Origin of the sequence: Streptomyces sp. NPDC048257 (assembly GCF_043201855.1) — a bacterium.
Lineage (GTDB): Bacteria > Actinomycetota > Actinomycetes > Streptomycetales > Streptomycetaceae > Streptomyces.
In genome coordinates this window covers 62,183-86,058 of sequence record NZ_JBICZI010000028.1, presented here as the reverse complement: position 1 = coordinate 86,058, position 23,876 = coordinate 62,183, and the positions used below count along the sequence as shown (strand labels likewise).

Annotated in this window: 25 protein-coding genes and 3 tRNA genes; 7 read left to right on the top strand and 21 right to left on the bottom strand. The window is 71.9% G+C overall.

The genetic code is table 11. The features are described from left to right. Positions 1–211: 211 nt before the first annotated feature. From ACGFZK_RS33265 to ACGFZK_RS33245, 5 genes are all read right to left on the bottom strand, one after another. A complete protein-coding gene (locus tag ACGFZK_RS33265; protein ID WP_393852572.1) occupies positions 212–640 on the bottom strand; it encodes a MaoC family dehydratase in 429 nt (142 codons plus the stop codon). Position 641: 1 nt separating this feature from the next. After that, complete coding sequence (locus ACGFZK_RS33260; protein ID WP_393852571.1) at positions 642–1,094, bottom strand: MaoC family dehydratase N-terminal domain-containing protein; 453 nt, start codon at positions 1,092–1,094, stop codon at positions 642–644. A 145-nt stretch (positions 1,095–1,239) separates the two neighbouring features. After that, positions 1,240–1,404, bottom strand: coding sequence for a 50S ribosomal protein L33 (gene rpmG / locus ACGFZK_RS33255; RefSeq protein WP_003956487.1), 165 nt, complete (start codon positions 1,402–1,404; stop codon positions 1,240–1,242). 88 nt (positions 1,405–1,492) lie between these two features. Further along, positions 1,493–1,565, bottom strand: a tRNA-Met gene (locus ACGFZK_RS33250). Positions 1,566–1,613: 48 nt separating this feature from the next. Next, a tRNA-Thr gene (locus tag ACGFZK_RS33245) sits at positions 1,614–1,686 on the bottom strand. A gap of 356 nt (positions 1,687–2,042) precedes the next feature. Here ACGFZK_RS33245 and ACGFZK_RS33240 point away from each other — a divergent pair. Then, positions 2,043–3,323 carry an amidohydrolase family protein gene (locus tag ACGFZK_RS33240; RefSeq protein WP_393852570.1) on the top strand — a complete coding sequence of 427 codons (1,281 nt, stop codon included), beginning with the start codon at positions 2,043–2,045 and terminating at the stop codon, positions 3,321–3,323. 53 nt (positions 3,324–3,376) lie between these two features. Beyond that, positions 3,377–4,033: an SDR family oxidoreductase gene (locus tag ACGFZK_RS33235; RefSeq protein ID WP_393852569.1), complete on the top strand. Its 657-nt coding sequence runs from the start codon at positions 3,377–3,379 to the stop codon at positions 4,031–4,033. Positions 4,034–4,066: 33 nt separating this feature from the next. Here ACGFZK_RS33235 and ACGFZK_RS33230 read toward each other — a convergent pair whose 3' ends face one another. The 3 genes from ACGFZK_RS33230 to ACGFZK_RS33220 all read right to left on the bottom strand — a co-directional run bounded on the left by ACGFZK_RS33230 (position 4,067) and on the right by ACGFZK_RS33220 (position 5,217). Beyond that, the gene (locus ACGFZK_RS33230) at positions 4,067–4,489 is read right to left on the bottom strand and encodes a DUF3574 domain-containing protein (protein WP_393852568.1); all 423 of its coding nucleotides are present in this window, start codon (positions 4,487–4,489) and stop codon (positions 4,067–4,069) included. Positions 4,490–4,548: 59 nt separating this feature from the next. Next, positions 4,549–4,968 carry a hypothetical protein gene (locus ACGFZK_RS33225; protein WP_393852567.1) on the bottom strand — a complete coding sequence of 140 codons (420 nt, stop codon included), beginning with the start codon at positions 4,966–4,968 and terminating at the stop codon, positions 4,549–4,551. A gap of 167 nt (positions 4,969–5,135) precedes the next feature. Next, positions 5,136–5,217, bottom strand: a tRNA-Tyr gene (locus tag ACGFZK_RS33220). Positions 5,218–5,417: 200 nt separating this feature from the next. Here ACGFZK_RS33220 and ACGFZK_RS33215 point away from each other — a divergent pair. The 3 genes from ACGFZK_RS33215 to ACGFZK_RS33205 all read left to right on the top strand — a co-directional run bounded on the left by ACGFZK_RS33215 (position 5,418) and on the right by ACGFZK_RS33205 (position 8,805). Beyond that, entirely contained in the window at positions 5,418–5,906 is a 489-nt protein-coding gene (locus ACGFZK_RS33215) for a YajQ family cyclic di-GMP-binding protein (protein WP_385155186.1), read from the top strand. Between the two features lie 192 nt (positions 5,907–6,098). Then, positions 6,099–7,526, top strand: a complete 1,428-nt coding sequence (locus ACGFZK_RS33210; protein WP_393852566.1) for a SulP family inorganic anion transporter — start codon at positions 6,099–6,101, stop codon at positions 7,524–7,526. 43 nt (positions 7,527–7,569) lie between these two features. Further along, positions 7,570–8,805, top strand: a complete 1,236-nt coding sequence (locus tag ACGFZK_RS33205) for an APC family permease (RefSeq protein WP_393852565.1) — start codon at positions 7,570–7,572, stop codon at positions 8,803–8,805. On the opposite strand, the gene ACGFZK_RS33200 is transcribed toward ACGFZK_RS33205, so the two are convergent. The 13 genes from ACGFZK_RS33200 to ACGFZK_RS33140 all read right to left on the bottom strand — a co-directional run bounded on the left by ACGFZK_RS33200 (position 8,789) and on the right by ACGFZK_RS33140 (position 20,677). After that, entirely contained in the window at positions 8,789–9,313 is a 525-nt protein-coding gene (locus ACGFZK_RS33200) for an SMI1/KNR4 family protein (RefSeq protein WP_393852564.1), read from the bottom strand. The two genes, ACGFZK_RS33205 and ACGFZK_RS33200, sit on opposite strands and share 17 nt — an antisense overlap. Before the next feature lie 106 nt (positions 9,314–9,419). After that, positions 9,420–9,812: a YccF domain-containing protein gene (locus ACGFZK_RS33195; protein ID WP_393852563.1), complete on the bottom strand. Its 393-nt coding sequence runs from the start codon at positions 9,810–9,812 to the stop codon at positions 9,420–9,422. Continuing rightward, on the bottom strand, positions 9,809–10,672 hold the full coding sequence (htpX, locus tag ACGFZK_RS33190; RefSeq protein ID WP_393852583.1) for a zinc metalloprotease HtpX: 864 nt from the start codon (positions 10,670–10,672) through the stop codon (positions 9,809–9,811). Before htpX ends, ACGFZK_RS33195 begins: the two co-directional genes overlap by 4 nt. 201 nt (positions 10,673–10,873) lie before the next feature. Continuing rightward, positions 10,874–12,397 carry an NADH-quinone oxidoreductase subunit N gene (locus ACGFZK_RS33185; protein WP_393852562.1) on the bottom strand — a complete coding sequence of 508 codons (1,524 nt, stop codon included), beginning with the start codon at positions 12,395–12,397 and terminating at the stop codon, positions 10,874–10,876. Then, entirely contained in the window at positions 12,394–13,947 is a 1,554-nt protein-coding gene (locus ACGFZK_RS33180; RefSeq protein WP_393852582.1) for a NuoM family protein, read from the bottom strand. The genes ACGFZK_RS33185 and ACGFZK_RS33180 overlap by 4 nt, the downstream gene beginning before the upstream one ends. 38 nt (positions 13,948–13,985) lie before the next feature. Further along, positions 13,986–16,007 (bottom strand): NADH-quinone oxidoreductase subunit L, encoded by a 2,022-nt coding sequence (locus ACGFZK_RS33175; protein ID WP_393852561.1) that lies wholly within the window; start codon positions 16,005–16,007, stop codon positions 13,986–13,988. Then, a complete protein-coding gene (gene nuoK, locus ACGFZK_RS33170; RefSeq protein ID WP_030726044.1) occupies positions 16,004–16,351 on the bottom strand; it encodes an NADH-quinone oxidoreductase subunit NuoK in 348 nt (115 codons plus the stop codon). The genes ACGFZK_RS33175 and nuoK overlap by 4 nt, the downstream gene beginning before the upstream one ends. Continuing rightward, positions 16,351–16,971: an NADH-quinone oxidoreductase subunit J gene (locus ACGFZK_RS33165; RefSeq protein WP_393852560.1), complete on the bottom strand. Its 621-nt coding sequence runs from the start codon at positions 16,969–16,971 to the stop codon at positions 16,351–16,353. Before ACGFZK_RS33165 ends, nuoK begins: the two co-directional genes overlap by 1 nt. Then, positions 16,968–17,573 carry a NuoI/complex I 23 kDa subunit family protein gene (locus ACGFZK_RS33160; RefSeq protein ID WP_393852559.1) on the bottom strand — a complete coding sequence of 202 codons (606 nt, stop codon included), beginning with the start codon at positions 17,571–17,573 and terminating at the stop codon, positions 16,968–16,970. The genes ACGFZK_RS33165 and ACGFZK_RS33160 overlap by 4 nt, the downstream gene beginning before the upstream one ends. Next, a complete protein-coding gene (locus tag ACGFZK_RS33155; protein WP_393852558.1) occupies positions 17,573–18,541 on the bottom strand; it encodes an NADH-quinone oxidoreductase subunit H in 969 nt (322 codons plus the stop codon). The genes ACGFZK_RS33160 and ACGFZK_RS33155 overlap by 1 nt, the downstream gene beginning before the upstream one ends. After that, complete coding sequence (locus ACGFZK_RS33150) at positions 18,538–19,674, bottom strand: NADH-quinone oxidoreductase subunit C (protein WP_393852557.1); 1,137 nt, start codon at positions 19,672–19,674, stop codon at positions 18,538–18,540. The genes ACGFZK_RS33155 and ACGFZK_RS33150 overlap by 4 nt, the downstream gene beginning before the upstream one ends. After that, complete coding sequence (locus ACGFZK_RS33145) at positions 19,671–20,279, bottom strand: NADH-quinone oxidoreductase subunit B (RefSeq protein ID WP_393852556.1); 609 nt, start codon at positions 20,277–20,279, stop codon at positions 19,671–19,673. The genes ACGFZK_RS33150 and ACGFZK_RS33145 overlap by 4 nt, the downstream gene beginning before the upstream one ends. Further along, positions 20,270–20,677: an NADH-quinone oxidoreductase subunit A gene (locus tag ACGFZK_RS33140; protein WP_030388327.1), complete on the bottom strand. Its 408-nt coding sequence runs from the start codon at positions 20,675–20,677 to the stop codon at positions 20,270–20,272. The genes ACGFZK_RS33145 and ACGFZK_RS33140 overlap by 10 nt, the downstream gene beginning before the upstream one ends. A 147-nt stretch (positions 20,678–20,824) precedes the next feature. Here ACGFZK_RS33140 and ACGFZK_RS33135 point away from each other — a divergent pair, with 147 nt between their 5' ends. Then, on the top strand, positions 20,825–22,039 hold the full coding sequence (locus ACGFZK_RS33135) for a sensor histidine kinase (protein ID WP_393852555.1): 1,215 nt from the start codon (positions 20,825–20,827) through the stop codon (positions 22,037–22,039). Positions 22,040–22,554: 515 nt separating this feature from the next. After that, entirely contained in the window at positions 22,555–23,853 is a 1,299-nt protein-coding gene (locus ACGFZK_RS33130; RefSeq protein ID WP_393852554.1) for a sensor histidine kinase, read from the top strand. The last annotated feature ends 23 nt before the right edge of the window (positions 23,854–23,876 follow it).

Below are 23,876 nucleotides of genomic sequence, written 5' to 3'. Positions count from 1 at the left end.
CCGATCAACTGGCTCCCGCCCACCCGAAGCCACCCCCACACCTCCCGACCCCGCCCAGCAGCTCCTGCCACCCGAAGCCCCCGCCAGCCGCCACCGACCCCGGCCGGCCGGCCGGCCGGCTCGCCCCGCCCAAGCGGGGCACAAAGAAGGGGCGGAGGCGCCCACTCGGCCGCCCTCGCCCCCGCCCCCGCCGCGCCTGGTCAGCGGCACCTCAGGCCAGTTCGACCACCGCGCGGGACATGCCCAGGACCTTCTGGCCCTCGCTCATCGCCGTCAGGTCGACCCGGACGCGGTTGTCGTCCAGTTTCACGGCGACCTTTGCGGTGACCTCGATCAGGCCGCCCCGGTCGTCGTTCGGGACCACGACCGGCCTGGTGAAGCGCACTCCGTACTCGACCACCGCGCCCGGGTCGCCGACCCAGTCGGTGACCACGCGGATCGCCTCGGCCATCGTGAACATGCCGTGCGCGATCACGTCCGGCAGTCCGACCTCCTTGGCGAACTTCTCGTTCCAGTGGATCGGGTTGAAGTCGCCCGAGGCGCCCGCGTACCGGACGAGCGTGGCGCGCGTCACGGGGAAGGACGCCGCCGGCAGCTCGGTGCCGACCTCGACGTCGGCGTACTGGATCTGCGCTGCCATGTCAGGCCTCCTCGGGGGCGCGGGAGACGAGCTTCGTCCACGCCGTCACCACGTGCTCGCCGGTCTCGTCGTGGACCTCGCCGCGGATGTCGATGACGTCGTTGCCCGCGAGCGACTTCACGGACTCGATGGTGGAGACCACCGAGAGGCGGTCACCCGCGCGCACCGGACGGGAGTACGCGAACCTCTGGTCACCGTGCACGACGCGGCTGTAGTCCAGTCCCAGCTGCGGGTCCTCGACGACCTGGTCGGCCGCCTTGAAAGTGATCGCAAACACAAAAGTCGGCGGAGCGATCACATCGGGGTAGCCGTACGACTTCGCGGCTTCGGGATCGGTGTAGACGGGATTGGTGTCGCCCACCGCAGCCGCGAATTCGCGGATCTTCTCCCGGCCGACCTCGTACGGATCGGTGGGCGGGTAGCTCCGCCCCACGAAGGACTGGTCGAGAGCCATGACTCACTACCTCCTGATGAAGGGACACAAATGACGCAAGAACAAAGAAGCAGGAAGGGGAACGAGCACGGAAACGACACAAGGCCGCCCCCCAATGAAGGGGACGACCTCATGACGGTGCCTGTTATTCGAGACTTCGCTGGGGTCAGCGGGTCTCGCGGTGCGCGGTGTGCGAGTTGCAGCGCGGGCAGTGCTTCTTCATCTCAAGTCGGTCCGGGTTGTTACGCCGGTTCTTCTTGGTGATGTAGTTCCGCTCCTTGCACTCCACGCAGGCCAGCGTGATCTTCGGGCGGACGTCGGTGGCAGCCACGTGAGTGCTCCTTGACGGAAATTGGGACGGATGAACGCATACAAGAGTAGCCGACCGGGAGACCGACCCCGCAATCGGCTACTGTGTGTAGCGGCGACCGGACTTGAACCGGTGACACAGCGATTATGAGCCGCTTGCTCTACCGACTGAGCTACGCCGCTTTGATGTGATCGACTCCCCACCCGAGGGTGGGGAACCTCTCTCACCAGAGCCCCAATGCGGAATCGAACCGCAGACCTTCTCCTTACCATGGAGACGCTCTACCGACTGAGCTATTGGGGCGAGCGATGAAGACATTACACGGTTGCCTGCCGATCGCCCAAATCCTTTGCGGGAACAGGGCTCCGAGGTCCTCCGCCGACCCTTCTCGATCAACCCACGGATCACTCCCGACCCACTTTTCGGCCGGATTGTGGGCGGGCTCACACTCCGGCACATGCCGATCGGGTCCCTGGAGGCCGTCGGGGCGCACGCGCGTGCGCTCCGGCGCGTGGGCACCACACCGGTACGACTATTGCGCTCTTCCGCGAAGCGGGGTGCGCCGCGCCCTAGGCTCTGAGCACGCTGCGTGATCTTGGGCTGCGGGCCACGGCCACGGCCACGGCTCCAGGAACCGCCCGAGCCACCGCAGGAGCGCGATGTCCGACAGCCAGCCGCAGCAGCCGTTCCAGTCGCCCCGCAGCGGTAACGGCAATGGCAACGGCGATGCGGCCGCCGCCGAGGCCACCACCCTGTTGCTCACCGGTGCCCGCCTCACCGACGGCCGTACCGTAGACGTCCGCCTCGGCGGTGGCCGGATCCAGGCCGTCGGCACCGCGGGCAGCCTTCCCTCCCCCGCGCTGTCCCGGGTGGACCTGACCGGCTATCTGCTGCTCCCCGCCCCCGCCGAGCCGCACGCGCACGGGGACACCGCGCTGACCGCCGACGGCGAGGGGCCCGTCTCCTACACGCCCGACGAGGTCCAGCGCCGGGCCACCGAAGCCGCCCTGCTCCAGCTCGGCCACGGCGCCACCGCCGTCCGCTCCCACGTCCGCATCGGCGACATGCACGGCCTCGGCCCGATGGAGGCCGTGCTCCAGGCCCGCCGCTCGCTGCGCGGGCTCGCCGACCTCACCGCCGTGGCCGTCCCCCGGCTGCTGACCGGGGTGGCCGGCGCGGACGGCCTCGCCATGCTGCGGGACGCGGTCAAGATGGGTGCCTCCGTGATCGGCGGCTGCCCGGACCTGGACCCGGACCCGACGGGCTTCCTCGAAGCCGTTCTGGAACTCGCCGCCGAGCACGGCTGCCCCGTCGATCTGCACACGGACGGTGACGACCCGGCCCGCCTCTCCCGGCTCGCGGCGATGGCCGGCGGACTCCGGCCCGGGGTGACCATCGGCCCCTGCGGCGGGCTGGCCCGGCTCCCGCTCGACGCGGCGACCCGCGCCGCCGACCAGCTGGCCGCGGCCGGCGTACGGGTGACCTGCCTGCCCCAGGGCGACTGCGCGGCCCTGGAGCGCCGCGGCCTTCGCACCGCCCCCGTACGGCTGCTGCGGGCCGCCGGTGTGCGCGTCGCGGCCGGCAGCGGGGCGCTTCGGGACGCCGGGAACCCCGTGGGCCGCGGTGACCCGCTGGAGGCCGCGTACCTGCTGGCCTCCCAGGGCGGGCTCCGCGCGGGCGAGGCCTACGACTCGGTCAGCGCCTGCGCCCGCGAAGCCATGGGGCTGCCGGAGGTCCGGCTGGAGGCCGGCTTCCCGGCGGAGCTGCTCGCCGTACGCGGGGACCGGATCGCGGGGGTGCTGTCCCTGGCCTACAGCCGGATCGTGATCCACCGCGGGCGCGTGGTAGCCCGTACGAGTGCCGTACGGGAGTACTGCGACTCCGCCGTCGCGGTGGCCCTGGACCTGCCCCGGCAGGGCCGTACGGAGCCCGGGACCTGAGCTTCGCCGTGCGTTCGCGGGCGTGGGCGCCCGGGTCGTCGTACGGTCGGGTCATGCGCATCGTCATCGCGGGTGGACACGGTCAGATCGCGCTGCGGCTGGAGCGCCTGCTCGCCGCGCGCGGGTACGAGGTCGCGGGCATCATCCGCGACCCGGCACAGGGCGACGACCTGAGGCAGGCGGGCGCCGAGCCGGTGCTCTGCGATCTCGAGTCGGCCTCGGTGGAACACGTGGCGGGGATCCTGCAGGGCGCGGACGTGGCCGTGTTCGCGGCCGGTGCGGGCGCCGGCAGCGGGATCGGGCGGAAGGACACCGTGGACCGGGGCGCGGCCGTGCTGTTCTCCGACGCCGCCGAACGGGCCCGCGTACGGCGCTTCCTGATGGTCTCTTCGATGGGCGCGGACGCACACCACGGGGGCGATGAGGTGTTCGACGCGTATCTGCGTGCCAAGGGCGAGGCCGATGACCACGTGCGGACCCGGCTGGGCCTGGAGTGGACCGTTGTGCGCCCCGGTTCGCTGATCGACGACGCGGGGACGGGCCTGGTCCGTCTGGAGGCGCAGACGGGCCGCGGGGCCGTCCCGCGCGACGATGTGGCGGCGGTCCTGGCCGAGCTGGTCGAGACCCCTGCGACGGCGGGCCTGACCCTGGAGCTGATCTCCGGTTCGACGCCGGTCCAGGTGGCCGTGAAGGACGTGGCCGGCAACTGAGGCCGGGTCCGGGCGGCCCGCTGCTCCGGCGGTTCAGAACCCGGCGCTGACCTTGTCGTCGGAGCGGCCGACCGAGTCCTGCTGGTACCGGTCCTCGTAGGCCTGCCGGATCCGCTCGATGCGCGTGCTGCGCTCGCCGGCCTCCTTCTCCGGGTAGAGCAGGACGACTTCGTACGAGGTCTCGCGGACGGTCTTGCCGTCCGAGCCCCGCCACTGGCCGTACCCGTCGTGGAGGGTCAGTCCCTCGGGGAAGGCGGGGGTGATCTCCAGGTCCAGGAACCGCATGAACTCGCGCTCCTCGACCTCGCCTCGGCCGTCGGCCCGTTGGGTGCCGAAGTACAGCCGGGTCTCCTGGTAGGGCTCCCCCACGTCCGTGTGGAGGGCCGCTCCCACCAGTGCCGGAATCCCTGCCCCGAGCAGGGCCATGAGCACCCCGCCGCCGACCTTGCCGCGCATGTCAGATGTCCATTTCACCCCCGGTGAACGAACGGGAGCCGCCGACGTTGCGGCCCTGGTCAGTACGTCAGGCGCTGCAGCCACCAGGGAAGGTCCCGGGCGGCGTACGGATCATGGAGGGTGCGGGCCAGGAAGCGCTCGTCGAGTGGCGTGATCACGGCACGCAACTCGCGCCGGGCCCGGGGCGGGAGGAGGAGGCAGACCGTCTCCAGCGACCCGCGGCAGAAGCCCACCCAGTCGCAGCAGGAGAGGTCGTCGTCCCTCGCCGGGTAGATGATCCACGGTCCCCGCTGGTAGACGGTCCGGTGCCAGTGCCGCAGGGACCGGTAGGTGTCACCGCGTGAGAACCGGCGGTGCTCGATGCGGGCGATCGCGGCGAGTGTGCCGGAGGAGACCCGGGGGACGACACCGCGCTCGTGCGGCCGGGGTGTTGGGGTGGGCAGGCCGATCCTGACCTGCGAAGGTGCCTTACGCGGCATGGGCCTTTCGGCTGCTGATGCTGATCACGTGGCCAGCATGCCGCAGCCCCGGCAGCCATGCCCAACGCTTTTCCCGCACGGCGCCGCGTGGGCAGTGTTCGAGGGGCCGGTAACGGAAGAACCCCCGCTCACTGTGATTCCACAGATGAACGGGGGTTCCACTCGCGTGGCGGCGCCAGGGTTCGAACCTGGGTAGGCTGAGCCGGCAGATTTACAGTCTGCTCCCTTTGGCCACTCGGGCACACCGCCAAGAGATGCTGCCGTTTTTTCCGCCTTGCGGCGGCGCTCCCCGGCAACGACGTAAACGATACCTGATGACCGGGGGTGCTTCACCACCGGATTGATCAGCGCTGGGGGTGGGCGCGGTGGCTAGGCTTTGCCGAGCGGGCCGGGGATGTCCGGCCGCGCCCTCCGGGGTGATCACAACCGACTTCAAGGAGCCACAGCACATGGCCGACTCCAGTTTCGACATCGTCTCGAAGGTCGAGCGGCAGGAGGTCGACAACGCCCTCAACCAGGCCGCCAAGGAACTCTCGCAGCGTTACGACTTCAAGGGCACCGGCGCCACGATCGCCTGGTCCGGCGAGAAGATCCTGATGGAGGCGAACTCCGAGGAGCGCGTGAAGGCCGTCCTCGACGTCTTCGAGACCAAGCTGGTCAAGCGCGGGATCTCGCTGAAGGCGCTGGACGCCGGGGAGCCGCAGCTGTCCGGCAAGGAGTACAAGATCTTCGCCACGATCGAGGAGGGCATCTCCCAGGAGAACGCCAAGAAGGTCGCGAAAATCATCCGGGACGAGGGTCCCAAGGGCGTCAAGGCCCAGGTCCAGGGCGAGGAGCTGCGGGTCAGCTCGAAGAGCCGTGACGACCTGCAGGAGGTCCAGGCACTGCTCAAGGGCAAGGACCTGGACTTCGCGATCCAGTACGTGAACTACCGCTGACACCCATCCGCGATCTGCCTCACGCCGGCCCGGCGGTCTCACCGACCGCCGGGCCGCGGCGGTTGTGAGGGGGTGTGTGCGGGGCGTGTGCGGCGCACGCGCCACCGCGGACTCCTGTGGGCACTTGGGCGGCGATGAGTGCGCCCAGCACGCTGGGGGCCTCACATCCACCGTATGGCAGGGGGTTCTCGCATGCCTGGGGCCGGCACGTTTCGTGATGACTTCGGTGCGTCCGTCGTCGTCGCGCTGGTCGCTCTACCCCTGTGCGTGGGGGTGGCGGTCGCCTCCGGGGTGCCGGCCGAGCTGGGGATCGTCACCGGGGTGGTCGGCGGGCTGATCACCGGCTGGTTCCGCGGGAGCTCCCTCCAGGTGAGCGGGCCCGCGGCCGGGCTCACCGTTCTCGTCTACGAGGCGGTGCAGGCCTACGGTCTTCCCGCGCTCGGGGTGCTGGTGCTGGCCGCCGGCGTGGTGCAGCTGGGCATGGGGGTGCTGCGGCTCGGGCGGTGGTTCCGGGCGATCTCCGTCGCCGTCGTGCACGGGATGCTGGCCGGGATCGGGCTGGTACTGATCTCCGGGCAGCTCTACGCCCTGGGCGGTGTGGAGGCTCCGGGGCAGACCCTGGCGAAGCTGCGCGGGGTGCACGAGCTCGGGGCGCAGGCCGACTTGGCGGCCGTACTGCTCGGGGTGGGGACGATCGCCGTCATCGTCGCCTGGCGCCGGGTGCCGGCCAGGATCCGGATCGTGCCCGGGGCGCTCGTCGGGGTGGCCGCCGCCACCGCCGTGGCGGCCTTGCTGCGGCTGCCCGTCGAGAAGGTGCGGGTGACGGGTGTGCCGGCGGCCGTGTCCCCGCCCGGCTGGGGCGACTTCGCGGTGCTGGCCTCGGTCGGCGCGGCCGGGACCGTGGTCGCGCTGGCGCTGATCGCCTCCGCCGAGACGCTGTTCAGCGCCGCCGCCGTGGACCGTATGCACGACGGGCCGCGGACGGAGTACGACAGGGAACTGATCGCCCAGGGCGTGGGCAACAGTGTGTGCGGGCTGCTCGGCGCGCTGCCGATGACCGCGGTCATCGTGCGCAGCGCCGCCAATGTGGAGGCCGGGGCGCGCACCCGGGCGTCCAGGGTGATGCACGGGGGCTGGCTGCTGCTCTTCGCCGTGGCGTTCCCGCAGCTTCTGGAGAGCGTGCCGCTGGCCGCGCTGGCCGGGGTGCTGCTGCACGCGGGCTGGAAGCTGCTGCCGGCCAGGGCGGTGGCCGCGCTGTGGCGGACGCACCGGGGCGAGGCGGTGGTGCTGCTGGTCACGGCCTCGGCGATCGTGGTCACCAATCTCTTCGAGGGGGTGCTGATCGGGCTGGGGCTCGCCGTCGCCAAGGCGGCCTGGGAGACCTCGCACGTGCACATCGAGGAGGTACGGGAGGACGAGGAGCTGTGCGTGCGGGTCGTGGGGAACGCCAGCTTCCTGCGGCTGCCGAAGCTGCTCGACGCCCTGGAGGCGCTGCCGCACGGGCAGCCGGTGCGGCTGGACCTGAGCGGGCTACGCCACCTGGACCACGCCTGTCTGACCGCGCTGGAGGGGTGGGAGCGCACCCGGGCTCCGATCCCCGGCCGGGAGGGCGTCATCTAGGGGGTGTCCGGGCGACAAGGCTCAGCGGGGTTACCCTCCGCCGGTGGAACACGAGTTGAGGCGCACCCTGGGGGTGTCCGACGCCGTCGTCGTCGGACTCGGCGCGATGGTCGGCGCCGGTATCTTCGCCGCGCTCGCTCCCGCGGCGCGGGCGGCGGGTGGCGCCCTCCTGGCCGCTCTGGGCCTGGCGGCTCTCGTGGCCTACTGCAATGCGCACTCCTCGGCGCGGCTGGCCGCCCGGTACCCGGCCTCCGGCGGCACGTACGTCTACGGGCGCGAGCGGCTCGGGCCCTTCTGGGGGTATCTGGCCGGCTGGGGCTTCGTGATCGGCAAGACCGCGTCCTGCGCGGCGATGGCCCTCACGGTGGGAGCCTACGTCTGGCCGGGGCGGCAGCACGCCGTGGCCGTCGCTGCGGTGGTGGCGTTGACCGCCGCGAGCTACCGCGGTGTGCAGAAGTCGGCGCGCATCGCCCGGCTGATCGTGGCGGCGGTACTGGCGGTGCTGGCCGCCGTGGTCGTGGTGTGTCTGTCCTCCGGGGCGGCCGATCCGGGGCGCCTGGGCGGATCCGACCGGGGCGCTCTCGGGCTGTTGCAGGGCGCCGGGCTGCTGTTCTTCGCCTTCGCGGGCTACGCCCGGATCACCACCCTGGGCGAGGAGGTGCGCGACCCGGAACGGACGATCCCGCGGGCGGTGCCGCTCGCGCTGGGGATCGCACTGCTGGTGTACGCCGCGGTGGCGGTGGCGGCGCTGTCGGTGCTCGGCGCGGAGGGGCTGGCGCGGTCGGCGGCCCCGCTCGCCGACGCGGTGCGGGCGGCCGGGCGGCCCGAACTGGTGCCGGTGGTCCGGGTGGGCGCCGCCCTGGCCGCGCTGGGCTCGCTGCTGGCGCTCGTGCTCGGGGTTTCGCGGACCGTTCTGGCGATGGCGCGGGACGGGCATCTTCCGCGCGTGCTGGCGGCCGTACATCCCCGGTATCAGGTGCCGCGCCGTGCGGAGTTGGCCGTGGGTGCGGTGGTGGCGGTGCTGGCGGCCACCGCCGATCTGCGGGGCGCGATCGGTTTCTCCTCCTTCGGAGTGCTGGTCTACTACGCGATCGCGAACGCCTCCGCGTGGACTCTCGATTCAGCTGTCAAGGGTCGGGCCGTGGCAGTGGTCGGGCTGTCCGGCTGTGTGGTGCTGGCCTGTGCGCTGCCCCTCGCGTCGGCGGTCGCGGGGGCGGCGGTACTGGCCGTGGGCGCACTGTCCTACGTGGTGCGGGCGCGGCTCAGATCCGGGATCTGAGCTCGGCCCAGGGCGCCGGCTCCAGGTCGAACTCCTCCCCCAGGGCGGACTCCTCGCAGAACCAGGCGGTGCCGTCGAGCCAGCCGTGCAGCCAGGCCGCCAGGCTGGGGGTGTCGATGGACCAGGCGAGCTCCGGCTCCCCGAGACCGGGGTCGAAGAGCAGGACCTGGGCAGTGTCGGAACGGCAGTCGACGCAGACGTACATGCCGCAGCCGAAGTCGGCTATCGGCAGCACGCCCTCGGGCCATCGCCAGACCGACGAGCGGCCTGCGCCGTAGGCACTGACGGCGTGGCGCAACGGCAGCAGTCCGCACTCCGGGCCGAATCCGCCGTCGCCGACGCGGGTGTAGAGCGCGGCGAGCAGGGGCGGCAGGGCGAAGCCGAGTATGCCTTCGGCCCCGGCGATCTCCTCCGCGCCCAGGGCGGCGGGCACGGGCTGCCCGTGCCCCTGAGCGGAGTTGCGCACGCGCTCTGCGACTTGCTCCAGCAACTGCTCGGTCTCGTTCATGCGTTCATGGTGACGCACACCACTGACAGCCCGCCGAGCCTGTGGACAACTCCGCCCGCAGGCCGATCCGGACGGCCTGCGGGCGGGGTTTGCGTGTACGTCTGCGTCAGCGCGAGGCGAACGGTGCGTCCGTCGGGACGATCTCGCGCCCCAGCGGGAGCAGGGCGAGCGGGACCATCTTGAAGTTGGCGATGCCGAAGGGGATGCCGATGAGCGTCACGCACAGCGCGATGCCCGTGAAGATGTGGCCCAGAGCCAGCCACCAGCCCGCCAGGACCAGCCACAGGACGTTGCCGACGGCGGAGCCGGCGCCGGCGTCGCGGCGCTCGACCGTGGTGTAGCCGAACGGCCAGAGGGCGTAGACGGCGATGCGGAAGGCGGCGATGCCGAAGGGGATTCCGATGATCGTGATGCAGAGGATCGCACCCGCGAGGAGGTATCCCAGGAACAGCCAGATGCCGCTGAGGATGAGCCAAATGATGTTGAGGATTGTCTTCATTGGCGGCGGCCTGCCATCTGTTCGAGCCGGGCGATGCGCTCGGCCATCGGAGGGTGTGTGGAGAACATCTTAGAAAGGCCCACGCCCGGACGGAACGGGTTGGCGATCATCATGTGGCTCGCCGTCTCCAGCCGCGGCTCCGGGGGCAGCGGGAGCTGCTTGGTGCCCGCGTCGAGCTTGCGCAGGGCGCTGGCGAGGGCGAGCGGGTCCCCGGTGAGCTGGGCGCCGGAGGCGTCGGCCTCGTACTCGCGCGAGCGGCTGATGGCCAGCTGGATCACGGAGGCGGCCAGCGGGCCCAGGATCATGATCAGCAGCATGCCGAGGAGGCCCGGGCCCTCGTCGTCGTTCGACCGGCCGATCGGGATCAGCCAGGCGAAGTTGACCAGGAACATGATCACCGAGGCGAGCGCTCCGGCGACCGAGGAGATCAGGATGTCGCGGTTGTAGACGTGGCTGAGCTCGTGGCCGATGACCCCGCGCAGCTCGCGCTCGTCGAGGATCCGCAGGATGCCCTCGGTGCAGCAGACCGCGGCGTTGCGCGGGTTGCGGCCGGTGGCGAAGGCGTTGGGGGCCTCGGTGGGCGAGATGTACAGGCGTGGCATGGGCTGGCGCGCGGACGTGGAGAGCTCGCGCACGATCCGGTAGAGCTGTGGCGCCTCGAACTCGCTCACGGGGCGGGCGCGCATCGCGCGTAGAGCCAGCTTGTCGCTTTTCCAGTACGCGTAGGCGTTCGTCCCGAGGGCGACGAGGACGGCGATGATCAGGCCGCCCCGTCCGAAGAAGCTGCCGATGAGGATGATGAGTGCGGACAGGCCGCCGAGGAGTACGGCGGTCTTGAGCCCGTTGTGCCGGCGGTGCACGGTACGCCCTCCAAGTGGTGCGGCAGGGGAGCCCGTCATGGGTGTGAGGGTCTACGGTCCAGTGGACCCTCCCTTCCTGGTCAACGCGAGGTGGGGGCGTCAGGTTCCCAGGGCGCGACGGGGCGGCCGCCCGCCGCCGCCCCCGGCCGGGGGTGGCGGGGCGGCGGCGGGCGTTGCTCCGTACGGGTTACGGGTACCGGCTCACTGCGCGAAGAGACTGCCCGACGTGACGCGCAGGATGAGCTGCGGGGCGCCCGAGAGGACGATCGCGGTGATCGCGGTGAGGACGATGGCCGCCGTCACGGGCCAGGGGGCGCGCGTACGGGTCTGCGCGCCCTCGGGGGTGCGGAAGAGCAGTGCCGTCCAGCGCAGGTAGTAGTACAGGGCGATGACGACGTTGATCGCCATGACCACGGCCAGCCAGCCCAGACCCGCGTCGACCGCGGACCGGAAGACGGTGACCTTGGCGAAGAGCCCGATGATGCCCGGGGGCAGGCCCGCCAGGCAGAGCAGGAAGAAGGCCAGCGACAGGGCGGCCAGCGGGCGCTCGGCGTACAGGCCGCGGTAGTCGCTGATCCGGTGGAGCGGCTTCGTACGGGCGACGAGGGCGGCCACGGCGAAGGCGCCGAGGTTCACGGCGGCGTACATGAGGGCGTAGGCGACGGTGGAGCCGATCTGGTCGCGCCCGGAGTAGGCGGACGCGGCGATCGGGACCAGCAGGTAGCCGGCCTGGCCGACCGAGGACCAGGCGAGCAGCCGTACGGCGCTGTTCGGGCGGTCCGCGGACTGGCGCAGCGCGGCGGCGTTGCCCAGGGTCATGGTGAGGGCGGCGAGGACGGCGAGGGCCGGGCCCCAGATGTCGGAGTACGCCGGGAAGGCGATCACCGTGACGAGGATGAGGCCGGTGAAGCCGACGGCCTTGCCGATCACCGAGAGGTAGCCGGCGATGGGCAGCGGGGCACCGACGTAGGTGTCGGGGACCCAGAAGTGGAAGGGGACGGCCGCGGTCTTGAAGGCGAAGCCGACGAGGGTGAGCGCGACACCGGCCATGGCGAGGGTGCCGAGCTGCCCGGGGACGTCTTCGAGACCGTCGGCCACCTGGGTGAGGTGCAGGGAGCCGGTGGCGGCGTAGACGAAGCTGACGCCCATCAGCGACACGGCAGTGGCGGTGACGGAGGACAGGAAGAACTTCAGGGCGGCTTCGGAGGAGAGCCGGTCGCCGCGGCGCATGCCGACGAGGGCGAAGGCGGGCAGCGAGGCGACTTCGAGCGCGACGATCAGGGTGGCGAGGTCGCGGGAGGCGGGCAGCAGGGCCGCGCCGGCGGCGGAGGAGAGCAGCAGGAACCAGTACTCGCCGGCCGCCAGCCGGGTGTCGCGGACGGCGGTGACCGACAGCAGGGCGGTGACCAGGGCGCCGGCCAGCACCAGGAACTGGATGACGAGCGCGAAGTGATCGGCGACGTAGCTGCAGGCCGCCGGGTCGCCGGTCAGGCAGAAGGTGGTGCGGTCACCGGAGCGCAGGGGCAACAGGGTGGCGGTCGCGGCGGCCAGGCCGGCCACGGAGATCCAGCCGAGCAGCGGCTTGTGGCGCTCGGCGAGGAACAGGTCGGCGACGAGGACGACCAGGCCGACGGCGGCGGTGATCACCACGGGGGCGATGGCGAGCCAGTCGACGGACTGGACCAGGCTCGGGGTCTCGGCGGAGAGGACCGTCAGGGCCGTCATGAGTTGCCTCCTGCGAGGAGCTTCTGGACGGCCGGGTCGGTGAGGCCGAGGAGGACCGCGGGCCACAGGCCGGCGAGGACGGTGAGGGCGACGAGCGGGGTCCAGGCGGCGAACTCGTAGCGCTGGATGTCCGCGACGGCGAGCTCGGGACCGGCCTTGGGGTCTCCCATGCAGACGCGCCGTACGACGATCAGGAGGTAGGCGGCGGTGAGCAGGGTGCCGAACGCGCCGACGGCCATGTACGTGAGGAACGCGGGGCGGGAGAGGCCCTCGGCGGGGTCGAAGGCGCCGAAGAGGGCCAGCATCTCGCCCCAGAAGCCGGCCAGGCCCGGCAGGCCCAGGGAGGCGACGGCGGCGAAGGCGAGGAGCGCGCCGAAGCGGGGGGCGCGGCCGTAGAGGGCGGCGCCGGTGGCCCCGGCGAGGGTGTCGAGGTCGGCGGTGCCGTAGCGGTCCTTGAGGGCGCCGACCAGGAAGAAGAGGAGGCCGGTGATCAGGCCGTGGGCGATGTTGGCGAAGAGCGCGCCGTTGACGCCGGTGGGGGTCATGCTCGCGATGCCGAGGAGCACGAAGCCCATGTGGCCGACGGAGGAGTAGGCGATGAGGCGCTTGAGGTCGCCCTTGTTGCCCTTGCGGGCCAGCGCGAGGCAGGCGAGCGATCCGTAGACGATCCCGACGGCGGCGAACGCGCCCAGGTACGGGGCGAAGGTGGCCATGCCGTCGGGGGTGGCGGGGAGCAGGATGCGGACGAACCCGTAGGTGCCCATCTTCAGCAGGACGCCGGCCAGCAGGACGGATCCGACGGTGGGCGCGGCGGTGTGGGCGTCCGGCAGCCAGCTGTGCAGGGGCCACATCGGGGTCTTCACGGCGAGGCCGAGACCGATGGAGAGGACGGCCAGGAGCTGGGTGGTGTGGGACAGTTCGCGGCCGTTGTCAGAGGCCAGTGTCACCATGTCGAAAGTGCCGCTGTTCAGTCCGATCAGCAGCAGACCGAGCAGCATGACGACCGAGCCGAGCAGGGTGTAGAGGATGAACTTCCAGGCGGCGGCCTGCCGCTGAGCACCGCCCCAGCGGGCGATGAGGAAGTACATCGGGATGAGGACCATCTCGAAGGCGAGGAAGAAGAGCAGCAGGTCGAGGACGGCGAAGGTGGCGAGGGTGCCGGACTCGAGGACGAGGAGCAGCGCGACGAAGGCCTTCGGGGAGGGGCCTTCGGGGAGCTTGAAGTAGCTGTAGAGCGCGCAGAGGAAGAACAGCAGCGCGGTCATCAGGAGGAGGGGGAGCGAGATGCCGTCGATGCCGAGGTGGATCCGGACGTTCAGCGCCTGGATCCAGCTGATGTCCGTCGTCGCCTGGAAGCGGGACGGGGCGTCGTGGTCGAAGCCCAGGGTGAGGGCGATGGCCGCGGCGAGGATCACGCCGGTCACGGTCACGCCGTGGCGGAGCACGGCCTGTTCGGGGCTCTTGCCCTTGAGGCCGGGCGGGGCCGGCAGGAGCGCCGCGGCGGAGCCGAGGAGCGGTGCGACCACGATGAACGCCAGAAGGAACTGCATCACGGACGGGCTGATATCAATCACGGCTGACTCACGGCTCACGATCCGGCGTTGACGTTGGCGAGGACGGCGGTGGCGATCGCCAGGACCACGGCGCCGGCGAGCAGGGCGCTCAGGTAGCTCTGCACGTTGCCGGTCTGGGCACGGCGTACGAGGCTGCCGAGCATCCGGGTGCCGGTGCCCGCGCCACGGACGTACGTGTCCACGACCTCGCGGTCGAGGAAGCGGACGAGGCTCGCCGCGGCCAGGACGGGTCGGACGAAGAGCCGGTCGTAGACGGCGTCGAGGTGGAAGCCGTCGGCGGCGTGGCGGTGCAGGGGGCCGAGGAGCGCCTTGCCGGGGTCGGCGGCGGGGCCGGCCGGGACGGCGGGGTGGTCGTGGGTCACCTCGGCCACCTCGGGGGCTTCCGCGGCGGATTCGGCGGCGACGACGGCGGCGGGCACTCCGGCTGCGGCTGCGGCTCGGGTGCCGGCGGCGGTCGCGAGGGCGGCCTTCGCGGAGGCCCGCTGCCAGAGGGCGTAGGTGAGCATCGCGCCGATGGCCGCGGCGCCCGTGCCGAGGACCGAGGTGACCAGGGTCGGGGTGAGCTCCCCGCCGTCGAACCACTCGGCGATGGTGCCCGCCGCGAGGCCGAAGCCGACGGACGGGATCGCCAGCAGCCACAGCACGCCGGTCATGGCGAGGGGCTCCTTGCCGTGGTCGGGGGCGGCTGCGCCCCGGCCGCGGAAGGCCATCAGCCACAGCCGGGTGGCGTAGGCGGCGGTGAGCAGGGCGGTCAGCACACCGGCGACCAGCACCAGCCAGCCGGCGGCGCTGGGGGCGAATTCCGAGTGACCGGTCGCGGTGTGCTCGGCGGCGACGAGGACGGCTTCCTTGGAGAAGAAGCCGGCGAAGGGCGGGATCGCGGCGAGCGCGAGCAGCGCGATCGTCATCGTCCAGAAGGCGTCGGGGATGCGCTTGGCCAGGCCGTCCATCCGGGACATGGCGCCCAGGGAGTTCGTACCGGCGGCGTGGATGATCACGCCGGCGCCGAGGAAGAGGAGCGCCTTGAAGGCGCCGTGGGACAGGAGGTGGAAGACGGCGGCGCCGCGGTCGCCTACGGCCAGGGCGCCGGTCATGTAGCCGAGCTGGCCGATCGTGGAGTAGGCGAGCACCCGCTTGATGTCGTCCTGGGCGAGGGCGGCGAGGCCGGAGCCGACCATCGTGACGGCCGCCATCACGGCCATGACCACCAGCGCGGCGCGGGAGGCTGCGAAGACGGGCAGGAGACGGGCGATGAAGTAGATACCGGCGGCGACCATCGTCGCGGCGTGGATCAGTGCCGAGACCGGGGTGGGGCCCGCCATGGCGTCGGGGAGCCAGGTGTGCAGGGGGAACTGGGCGGACTTGCCCGCGACTCCGGCGAGCAGGAGCAGCGCGATCAGGGTCGGGTTGTCGAGTCCGCCCGCGGCGACGGTGCCGAGGATCTTCGTGATCTGGAAGGAGCCTGCGTCGGCGGCGAGCGCGAACAGGCCGATCAGGAAGGGGACGTCGCCGAGCTTGGTGACGAGGAAGGCCTTCAGGGAGGCGGAGCGGGCCGCTTCGGTCTCCCAGTAGTGACCGACCAGGAAGTACGAGCAGATGCCCATGACCTCCCAGCCGACCAGCAGCACCATCAGGTCGCCGGAGTAGACGACGAGCAGCATGGCGGAGGTGAACAGTGAGACGAGAGCGGCGTACGACGGGTAGCGCGGGTCCTCACGGAGGTACGCGGTCGAGTAGACCTGTACGCAGGTGGCGACGACCCCGACCAGGACGGCGACCAGCACGGCGAAGCCGTCCAGGTAGAGCGAGAGATCGATCGGCACCGAGCCGGTCGGGGTCAGCTCGGTCGCGGTGTTGATCGGCTCGCCGCCGCCCTGGCGGACGGCGACGAGGACGGCCAGTACGGCGGAGGCCAGGGTCGGCAGGATCGCGAGCGGCCGGACGAACCCGGGGGCGCTGCGGCCGAGCAGCAGTCCCGCGACCGCGCCCAGGAAGGGCAGGAGCGGGACGAGGACGGCGAGGGTCGTGGTGCTCACGCGGTGACCTCGCTCTGGTTGTTCGCGGCGGGCTCGTGGCCCTCGGCGGTGTCGCGCAGCCGGTCGACGTCGGAGGTGCCCCGGTTGCGGTACACCATCAGCACGATCGCGAGGCCGATGCCGATCTCGGCGGCGGCGATCGCGATGGTGAAGAGGGTGAGGGCCTGGCCGGCGTGCAGGGCGTCGCGCAGCCAGACGTCGAAGGCCACCAGGTTGAGGTTGACGGCGTTGAGCATCAGCTCGACGGACATCAGGACCAGGATGGCGTTGCGGCGGGCGAGTACTCCGTACAGGCCCGTGCAGAAGAGGAGCGCCGCGAGCACGGCGGGGTAGGCGAGGTGCATCAGCGCCGGCCCTTCTTCTCGCCGGAACCGGCCGCGGGGGCGGCGTCGGCGTCTTCGGCGGGGTCGTTCCTGCGGGACAGCACGATGGCCCCGATCAGGGCGGCGAGGAGGAGGACGGAGAGCGCCTCGAAGGGCAGCACCCAGTGCTGGAAGAGGATCTCGCCGGAGACCTTCGTGGAGCCCTGGACCGGTCCGTCGAGGTCGATCCAGGTGGTGCGGAAGGCGTCGACGACCACCCAGACCAGCGACACGGCCGCGACGACGGCGACGCCGAGCGCGATCCAGCGGTTGCCGGAGTCGGCGTCCGGGGAGCGGCCGATGGGGGCCTTGGTGAGCATCAGCCCGAAGAGGAGGAGGACGACCACGGAACCGAGGTAGATGAGGACCTGGACCCAGGCGATGAACTCGGCGGTCAGCAGCAGGTACTCGACGGCGATGCCGCCGAGCGCGACGACCAGCCACAGGGCGGCGTGCACCAGCTGCTTGGTGGTGACCGTGACGAGGGCGGCGCCGAGGGTGGCGAGTCCGACGAGGACGAAGGCGATCTCGACACCGGTAGGGGAGAGGAAGCCGGGCCCGGTGGTCGCGGCGGCTGCGGCCAGGGTGGTGGCGGGGCTCACGCGTCTCCCTCCGGGGTCGGGTCGGTCGGCGGTTCGGTCTCGGCCGCCCGGGCGGCGGCTTCGGCGGCGGCTGCCGCCGCGGCTGCGGCTTCGGCCTTCTCCACCGCCTTGCGGGCGGCGGAGATCTCCTTGGGCTCCTCGGCGGCCGGGTCCAGCGCGGGCGGCGCCGGGACGGTCCACATCCACTCGCGGAGCTTGTCGCGCTCGTGGGTCAGCTCGTGGATGTCGGTCTCCGCGTACTCGAACTCCGGCGACCAGAAGAGGGCGTCGAAGGGGCACACCTCGATGCAGATACCGCAGTACATGCAGAGGGAGAAGTCGATGGCGAAGCGGTCGAGGACGTTGCGGCTGCGCTCGCGGCCACCGGGGGCGGACGCCGGGACCGTCTCCTTGTGGGAGTCGATGTAGATGCACCAGTCGGGGCACTCACGGGCGCAGAGCATGCAGACCGTGCAGTTCTCCTCGAACAGACCGATGACCCCGCGGGAGCGGGGCGGGAGTTCGGGCTGGACCTCGGGGTACTGGGCCGTGTGCGAGCGCTTCGTCATCGTGCGCAGGGTGACGGCCAGGCCCTTGGCCAGGCCGGATCCGGGGATGGGCATTACTGGATCGCCACCTTCACGATGCCGGTGAGCGCGATCTGGGCGAGCGCGAGCGGGATGAGCGTGGTCCAGGCGAGCTTCTGGAGCTGGTCCTCGCGAAGGCGCGGGTAGCTCACGCGGAGCCAGATCACGACGAAGGCGAGGATCGCGGCCTTGAGCAGGGTCCAGACCCAGCCGAGGCCGTCGCCGCCGAAGGGGCCCTGCCAGCCGCCGAGGAAGAGGACGGTGGTGAGGAAGCAGAGGACGACGATGCCGGCGTACTCGGCGAGCAGGAACAGCGCGAAGCGCAGGCCGGTGTACTCGGTGTACGCGCCGAAGATGATCTCGGAGTCGGCGACGGGCATGTCGAAGGGGGGCCGCTGCAGTTCGGCGAGGCCGGCGGTGAAGAAGACGAGCGCGCCGACGATCTGCCAGGGCAGCCACCACCACTCGAAGGCCTCGACGATGCCGGGGAGGGAGACCGTCCCGGCGGCCATCGCGACGGAGGCGGCGGCGAGCAGCATGGGGAGCTCGTAGGCGAGCAGCTGGGCGGCGGTGCGCAGGCCGCCCAGCAGGGAGAACTTGTTCGCGGAGGCCCATCCGGCCATCAGCGAGCCGAGGACTCCGACGCCCATGACGGCGAGCACGAAGAACAGGCCCGCGTCGATGACCTGGCCGACGGCGCCCTCGCCCGGGCCGATCGGGATGGCCAGGAGGACGAGGAGGTACGGCAGCAGGGCGACGGCGGGGGCGAGCTGGAAGATCCGGCGGTCGGCGTTCGCCGGGACGATGTCCTCCTTCTGCGCGAACTTCACGCCGTCGGCGACGAGCTGGGCCCAGCCGTGGAAGCCGCCGGCGTACATGGGGCCGAGGCGGCCCTGCATGTGGGCCATCACCTTGTGCTCGGTCTGCCCGACGACGAGCGGGAGCACGAGGAAGACGGCGAAGACGACGATCAGCCGCAGGGCGACGTCGAGGACATCGTTCACGCGTCGCCTCCGTTGTCGGGCGTGGGAGTGGTCTCGGGGGTGGTCTCGGCGGTGGACTTCGGGTCGGAATCCGCCTCCGGCGGGGTCTCCGGCTCCGACTGCGGCTCCGGCTCCGCCTGTGGCTTCGGCTTCGGCGGGGCCTGCGGCTTCTCGAAGGCAGGCTTCGGGTCGTGCCAGGGGGCGTCCGAGCTGCGCGGCGCCGACCTCGGCGCGGCCGCCGGGGTCTCCGCGGCCGCCGGGGCCGACTGGCTCGCCGAGCCGTCCGACACCGAACGGGTGCGGCGCGGCGGGCGGGGTGCGGCCTCCGGAGTCACCTCGGTCGACGGATCGGTCGGGGCGGCCTGGCTCGCCGAGCCCTCCGACACCGAACGGGTGCGGCGCGGCGGGCGGGGTGCGGCCTCCGAGGTGGCCGCGTCGGCCGGGGGCTGGGTGGCCGAGTCCTCGGTGACCGAGCGGGTGCGGCGGACCGGGGCGCCCTCGCGCGGCGTGCGCGCGGCGGCGCCCGCCGCGCCGGCTGCACGCGGGGTGCGGGCCGGGCGGGCGGGGGCCGGCGGGAGCTGACCCTTCATCGGGCCCCAATCGTTGGGGTCCGGGACGCCCGGCGGAAGCATCTGACGGCGCTTGGGCGCATCCGGGTCGTGCGCCTCGCCCGGCTCCTTGGCTCCGGGCCAGGCCTTGGCGACGCGTGCGGCCAGGACGAAGTCCTTGCGCAGCGGGTGTCCCTCGAAGTTCTCCGGAAGGAGGAGGGGGACGAGGTTCGGGTGGTCGGTGAAGGTCACCCCGAACATCTCGAAGGTCTCGCGCTCGTGCCATTCCGCCCCCGCGTAGACGGCGACCGCGGACGGCAGGGAGGCGGCGGCGTGCGGGACGGTCGTGCGCAGCAGCAGCCGGCGCACCCGGTGGTTCTCCAGGGACGCGACGTGCGCGCAGATCCGGAAGCCGGTGCCGGGCTCGTCCACCGCGCTCAGCCAGTCGAAGTACGTACAGCCCAGCTTGTCCCGGGCGATCTCGAGGGCGGAGATCCAGCTGCCGACGGGCACGTCCACCGTGAGGACGTCGTACGAGAACTCGGCGACGGCCTCGGCTCCGAAGACCGTCGGCGCCGCGTCGGGGAGGGAGTCGTAGAGGTTCACGCGCCTGCCTCCTGCGCGGGCGCCGGCGGGGGCGTGACCAGGCCGCTCGTCAGCTGGGACACCGACGGCCCGGTCGCGTAGCGCTCGGCCAGCGACTCGCGGGCGATCTTCTCCTGGAGCTTGAGGATGCCCTGGAGGAGGGCTTCCGGACGCGGCGGGCAGCCCGGCACGTAGACGTCGACCGGGATGATCTGGTCGACGCCCTTCGTCACCGAGTACGAGTCCCAGTAGGGGCCGCCGCAGTTGGAGCAGGCGCCGAAGGAGATGACGTACTTCGGCTCCGGCATCTGCTCGTAGAGCCGCTTCACCGCCGGGGCCATCTTGTCCGTGACGGTGCCCGAGACGATCATGAGGTCTGCCTGGCGGGGGCCGGGCGCGAAGGGGATCACGCCGAGCCGGATGAAGTCGTGCCGGGCCATGGACGCGGCGATGAACTCGATCGCGCAGCAGGCGAGGCCGAAGTTGAAGACCCACAGGCTGTACCGGCGGCCCCAGTTCAGGACCACCTTCATCGGTTCCGGGGCCAGGCGGGAGAGGACTCCGAGGCGCTTGGGCTCCGGGAGCAGCACGCCCTCGGTCGGCGTCACAGCCGGTGTCACGTCCATTCGAGGACGCCCTTCTTGTACGCATAGAGCAGGCCGACGGCCAGGAAGCCCAGGAAGATGAACATCTCCACCAGCGTCGTGGCGCCGTAACCGGCGGCGGCGAACACCGTCGCCCACGGGAACAGGAAGATCGAGTCGACGGCGAAGATGACGTAGAGGAACGCGTAGACGTAGTAGCGGACCTGGGTGTGCGCCCAGCCCTCGCCGACCGGGTCCACTCCGCATTCGTAGGTCAGCAGCTTCTCGGGGGTCGGGACGACGGGCCGCAGCAGGCGGCCCGCGCCGAAGGCGACGGCCACGAAGAGCACACCGAGGACGGCCAGCAGACCGACGACCGAATAACTCCGGAAGTAGTCCGCCGCGAGCACGGTTACGGTCGATACCGTTGGTTCGGGCACGTCCGTTCCTCGCTCCTCGGTCACTGTCGACGATCTGGTACGGACGGGAGTCTAGGGCCTGCCTCACACGGGGTGGGGTTATCCCCCGTTCACAGCACCCCGGCCACCCCATGGCATGAGCGGGTCGTACTTGACAGGCTGTGGCGCATGACCATGAGCCATGCCATTCCCGACAACGATCGTCCTCCCCCCGTACGCGCCGTCTTCAGCGCCGTGACGTGGAAGGAGATCGCCTATCTGGTGAGCAACCTGCCGCTGGCGATCGTCGGTTTTGTTTACGCGGTTGTCATGGTTTCCACCGCCGGCGGTCTTTCCGTGACCGCGGTCGGAATTCCCCTGCTCGCGTGCGGTCTGTATCTGTCTCGGCAATGGGGACGACTGGACCGGGCACGCGCCCGCGGGCTGCTGGGCGTACGGGTGGACGAGCCGACCCCGATCCCCGGACCGAAGCGGTCCGGCGGATTCTTCCCCTGGCTGTGGACGAGCATCAAGGACCCCGTCGGATGGCGGACGGTGCTCTACCAGCTGATCCGGCTGCCGTGGGGAGTACTCACCTTTACGGTAGCGCTGACCGGCCTGTTCGTGCTGTGGCCGGTGCTGCCGTACCTGGTGCGGCTGATGGCGAACGTGGACCGGGCGATGGTCCGGGGCCTGCTCTCGCCCTCCGACGACCTGGAGCGGCGGATCGCGGAGCTGGAGTCGGACCGGGGCGTGGTGGTCGACACCGCGGCGGCCGACCTGCGGCGCATCGAACGGGACCTGCACGACGGGGCGCAGGCCCGGCTCGTGGCGCTGGCGATGGGGCTCGGCCTCGCGAAGGAGAAGCTGCTGGAGGACCCGGAGGGCGCGGCGGCGATGGTCGACGAGGCGCACGGGGAGGTGAAGCTAGCGCTCCAGGAGCTGCGGGACCTCGCGCGGGGGATCCACCCGGCCGTGCTGACGGACCGGGGGCTGGACGCGGCGCTGTCGTCGGTGGCGGCGCGGTGCGTGGTGCCGGTGAAGGTGGCGGTGGATCTGCCGGCGGATCGGCCGGGGGACGGGACGGGGGCGCGGCCGGGGGCGCGGCCGGCGGAGGCGATCGAGGGGATCGCGTACTTCGTGGTGTCCGAGCTGCTGCAGAACGTGAGCAAGCACGCGGGGCCGGGGGCGCGGGGCGCGGCGGTGGAGGTGTGGCGGGCCGGGGCCAGGCTGATGATCCGGGTGTCGGACGACGGGTGCGGCGGGGCGAGTGCCTCCGGGGGGAGTGGGCTGGCGGGGCTGGCGGAGCGGCTGGGCGCGGTGGACGGGGTGCTGGTGGTGGACTCGCCCGTGGGGGCGGGGACCGTGGTCACGGCGGAGCTGCCGTGGCGGGATCGGGGGTAGGCCCCCGGGCCCCCTGCCGGTGTGGTGGTGAGCGGGACTCCCGTCCGGGGTGGGCGGGGGTCCCGTTCGTGTGTCCGGCTCGACGCCGTGCGTCTCGCCGGCGGGGCCGCAGGGATGGGCCGGATCCCGTACGGGCTTCCCAGGGCTCGACGCCGTGCGCCTCGCCGACGGGGCCGCAGGGATGGGCCGGATCCCGTACGGGCTCCGCTGCGGCGCCGTTTCCCAGAGCTCCGCCGTGCGCCTCGCCGGCGGGGCCGCAGGGATGGGCCGGATCCCGTACGGGCTCCGGCGCGGGCCGTTTCCCAGGGCTCCGCCCCGGACCCCGCGCCTCAAACGCCGGCGGGGCTGGAACGGGCGGTGGCCGTCTCGAACGCTGGGGGTCTCAGGGCTGGGGTGGGCGGCGGTGGGGGTGGGGTTATCCCCCGTGTGGGGAGGCCTACCCGCCGCATGGTTTCGGGGATCGGGGGGCGGCAGGGTGGGGGTGTAGCGGAGGAGCGGAAGGGCGGGTCGGGATCATGGGCAACGGCAACGGCAAGGGCGGGGTCGGCGCGGTGTTGCGGGCTCCCGTCGAGGGGCGGACCTGGCGGGAGTTCGGGTTCCTGCTGATCGGGCTGCCGCTGAGCACGCTGTACTTCTCGCTCGCCATCACCGGTGTGAGCCTCGGTGCCGGACTGCTCGTCACCTTCCTCGGCGTTCCGGTCCTCGCCGGCATGCTCGCCATGTGCCGCGGGTTCGGTCACCTGGAGCGGGCCCGGGTGCGCGCGCTGCTCGGGACGGACATCGCCGCCCCCGCGCCGATCCGGGCGAAGAAGGCCGGACCGCTCGCCGCGATGGGTGCGCTGCTCAAGAGCGGGAGCGCCTGGCGGCACGTGCTGTACTCGGTGATCCACTTCCCGTGGGCGGTGTTCTCGTTCTGCCTGTCCCTGGTGCTCTGGGCGTGCGGCTGGGCGTACCTGCTGTACCCGCTCTGGTTCTGGGTCTTCCCGGCCTACACCGACCAGCCGGGTCTGCAGCTCTTCCAGAACGACGACTACTCCTTCTACCTCGACTCGCCCGCCGAGATCGCCCTCGCGAGCCTCGTCGGGCTGGCGCTCACCCTCGCCACCCCGTGGGTGGTCCGGGCCCTGACCACCGTCGACCGGGTCATGGTCGGCGGACTGCTCGGGCCGTCCGGCCTGGCCACCCGCGTCAGCGAGCTGGAGTCCGACCGCGGGGTGGTCGTGGACACCGCCGCCGCCGACCTTCGGCGCATCGAGCGGGACCTGCACGACGGGGCGCAGGCCCGGCTGGTGGCGCTGGCGATGGATCTGGGGCTGGCGAAGGAGAAGCTGACCGAGAATCCGCAGGCCGCCGCCCGGATGGTGGACGAGGCGCACGGAGAGGTGAAGATCGCCCTCCAGGAGCTGCGTGACCTGGCCCGCGGGATCCACCCGGCGGTGCTGACCGACCGCGGGCTGGACGCGGCGCTGTCGTCGGTGGCCTCGCGGTGCGCGGTGCCGGTACGGGTGGCCGTGGACCTGCCGGCCCGGCCCGCGCCGGCGATCGAGGGGATCGCGTACTTCACGGTGTCGGAGCTGCTGCAGAACGTCAGCAAGCACGCGCTGGCCCGCTCGGCCTCGGTGGACGTGTGGAAGTCCGGGGAGCGGCTGCTGATCCAGGTCGCCGACGACGGCCGGGGCGGGGCCGGGCCGCGGGAGGGGACGGGGCTCGCGGGGCTGACCGAGCGGCTGGACGCCGTGGACGGCGTGCTGGTCGTCGACTCCCCCGCCGGGGGCGGGACGACGGTCACCGCCGAGCTGCCCTGGCGCCCGTAGGGCCTCGCGGAGCAGGCGGCGAC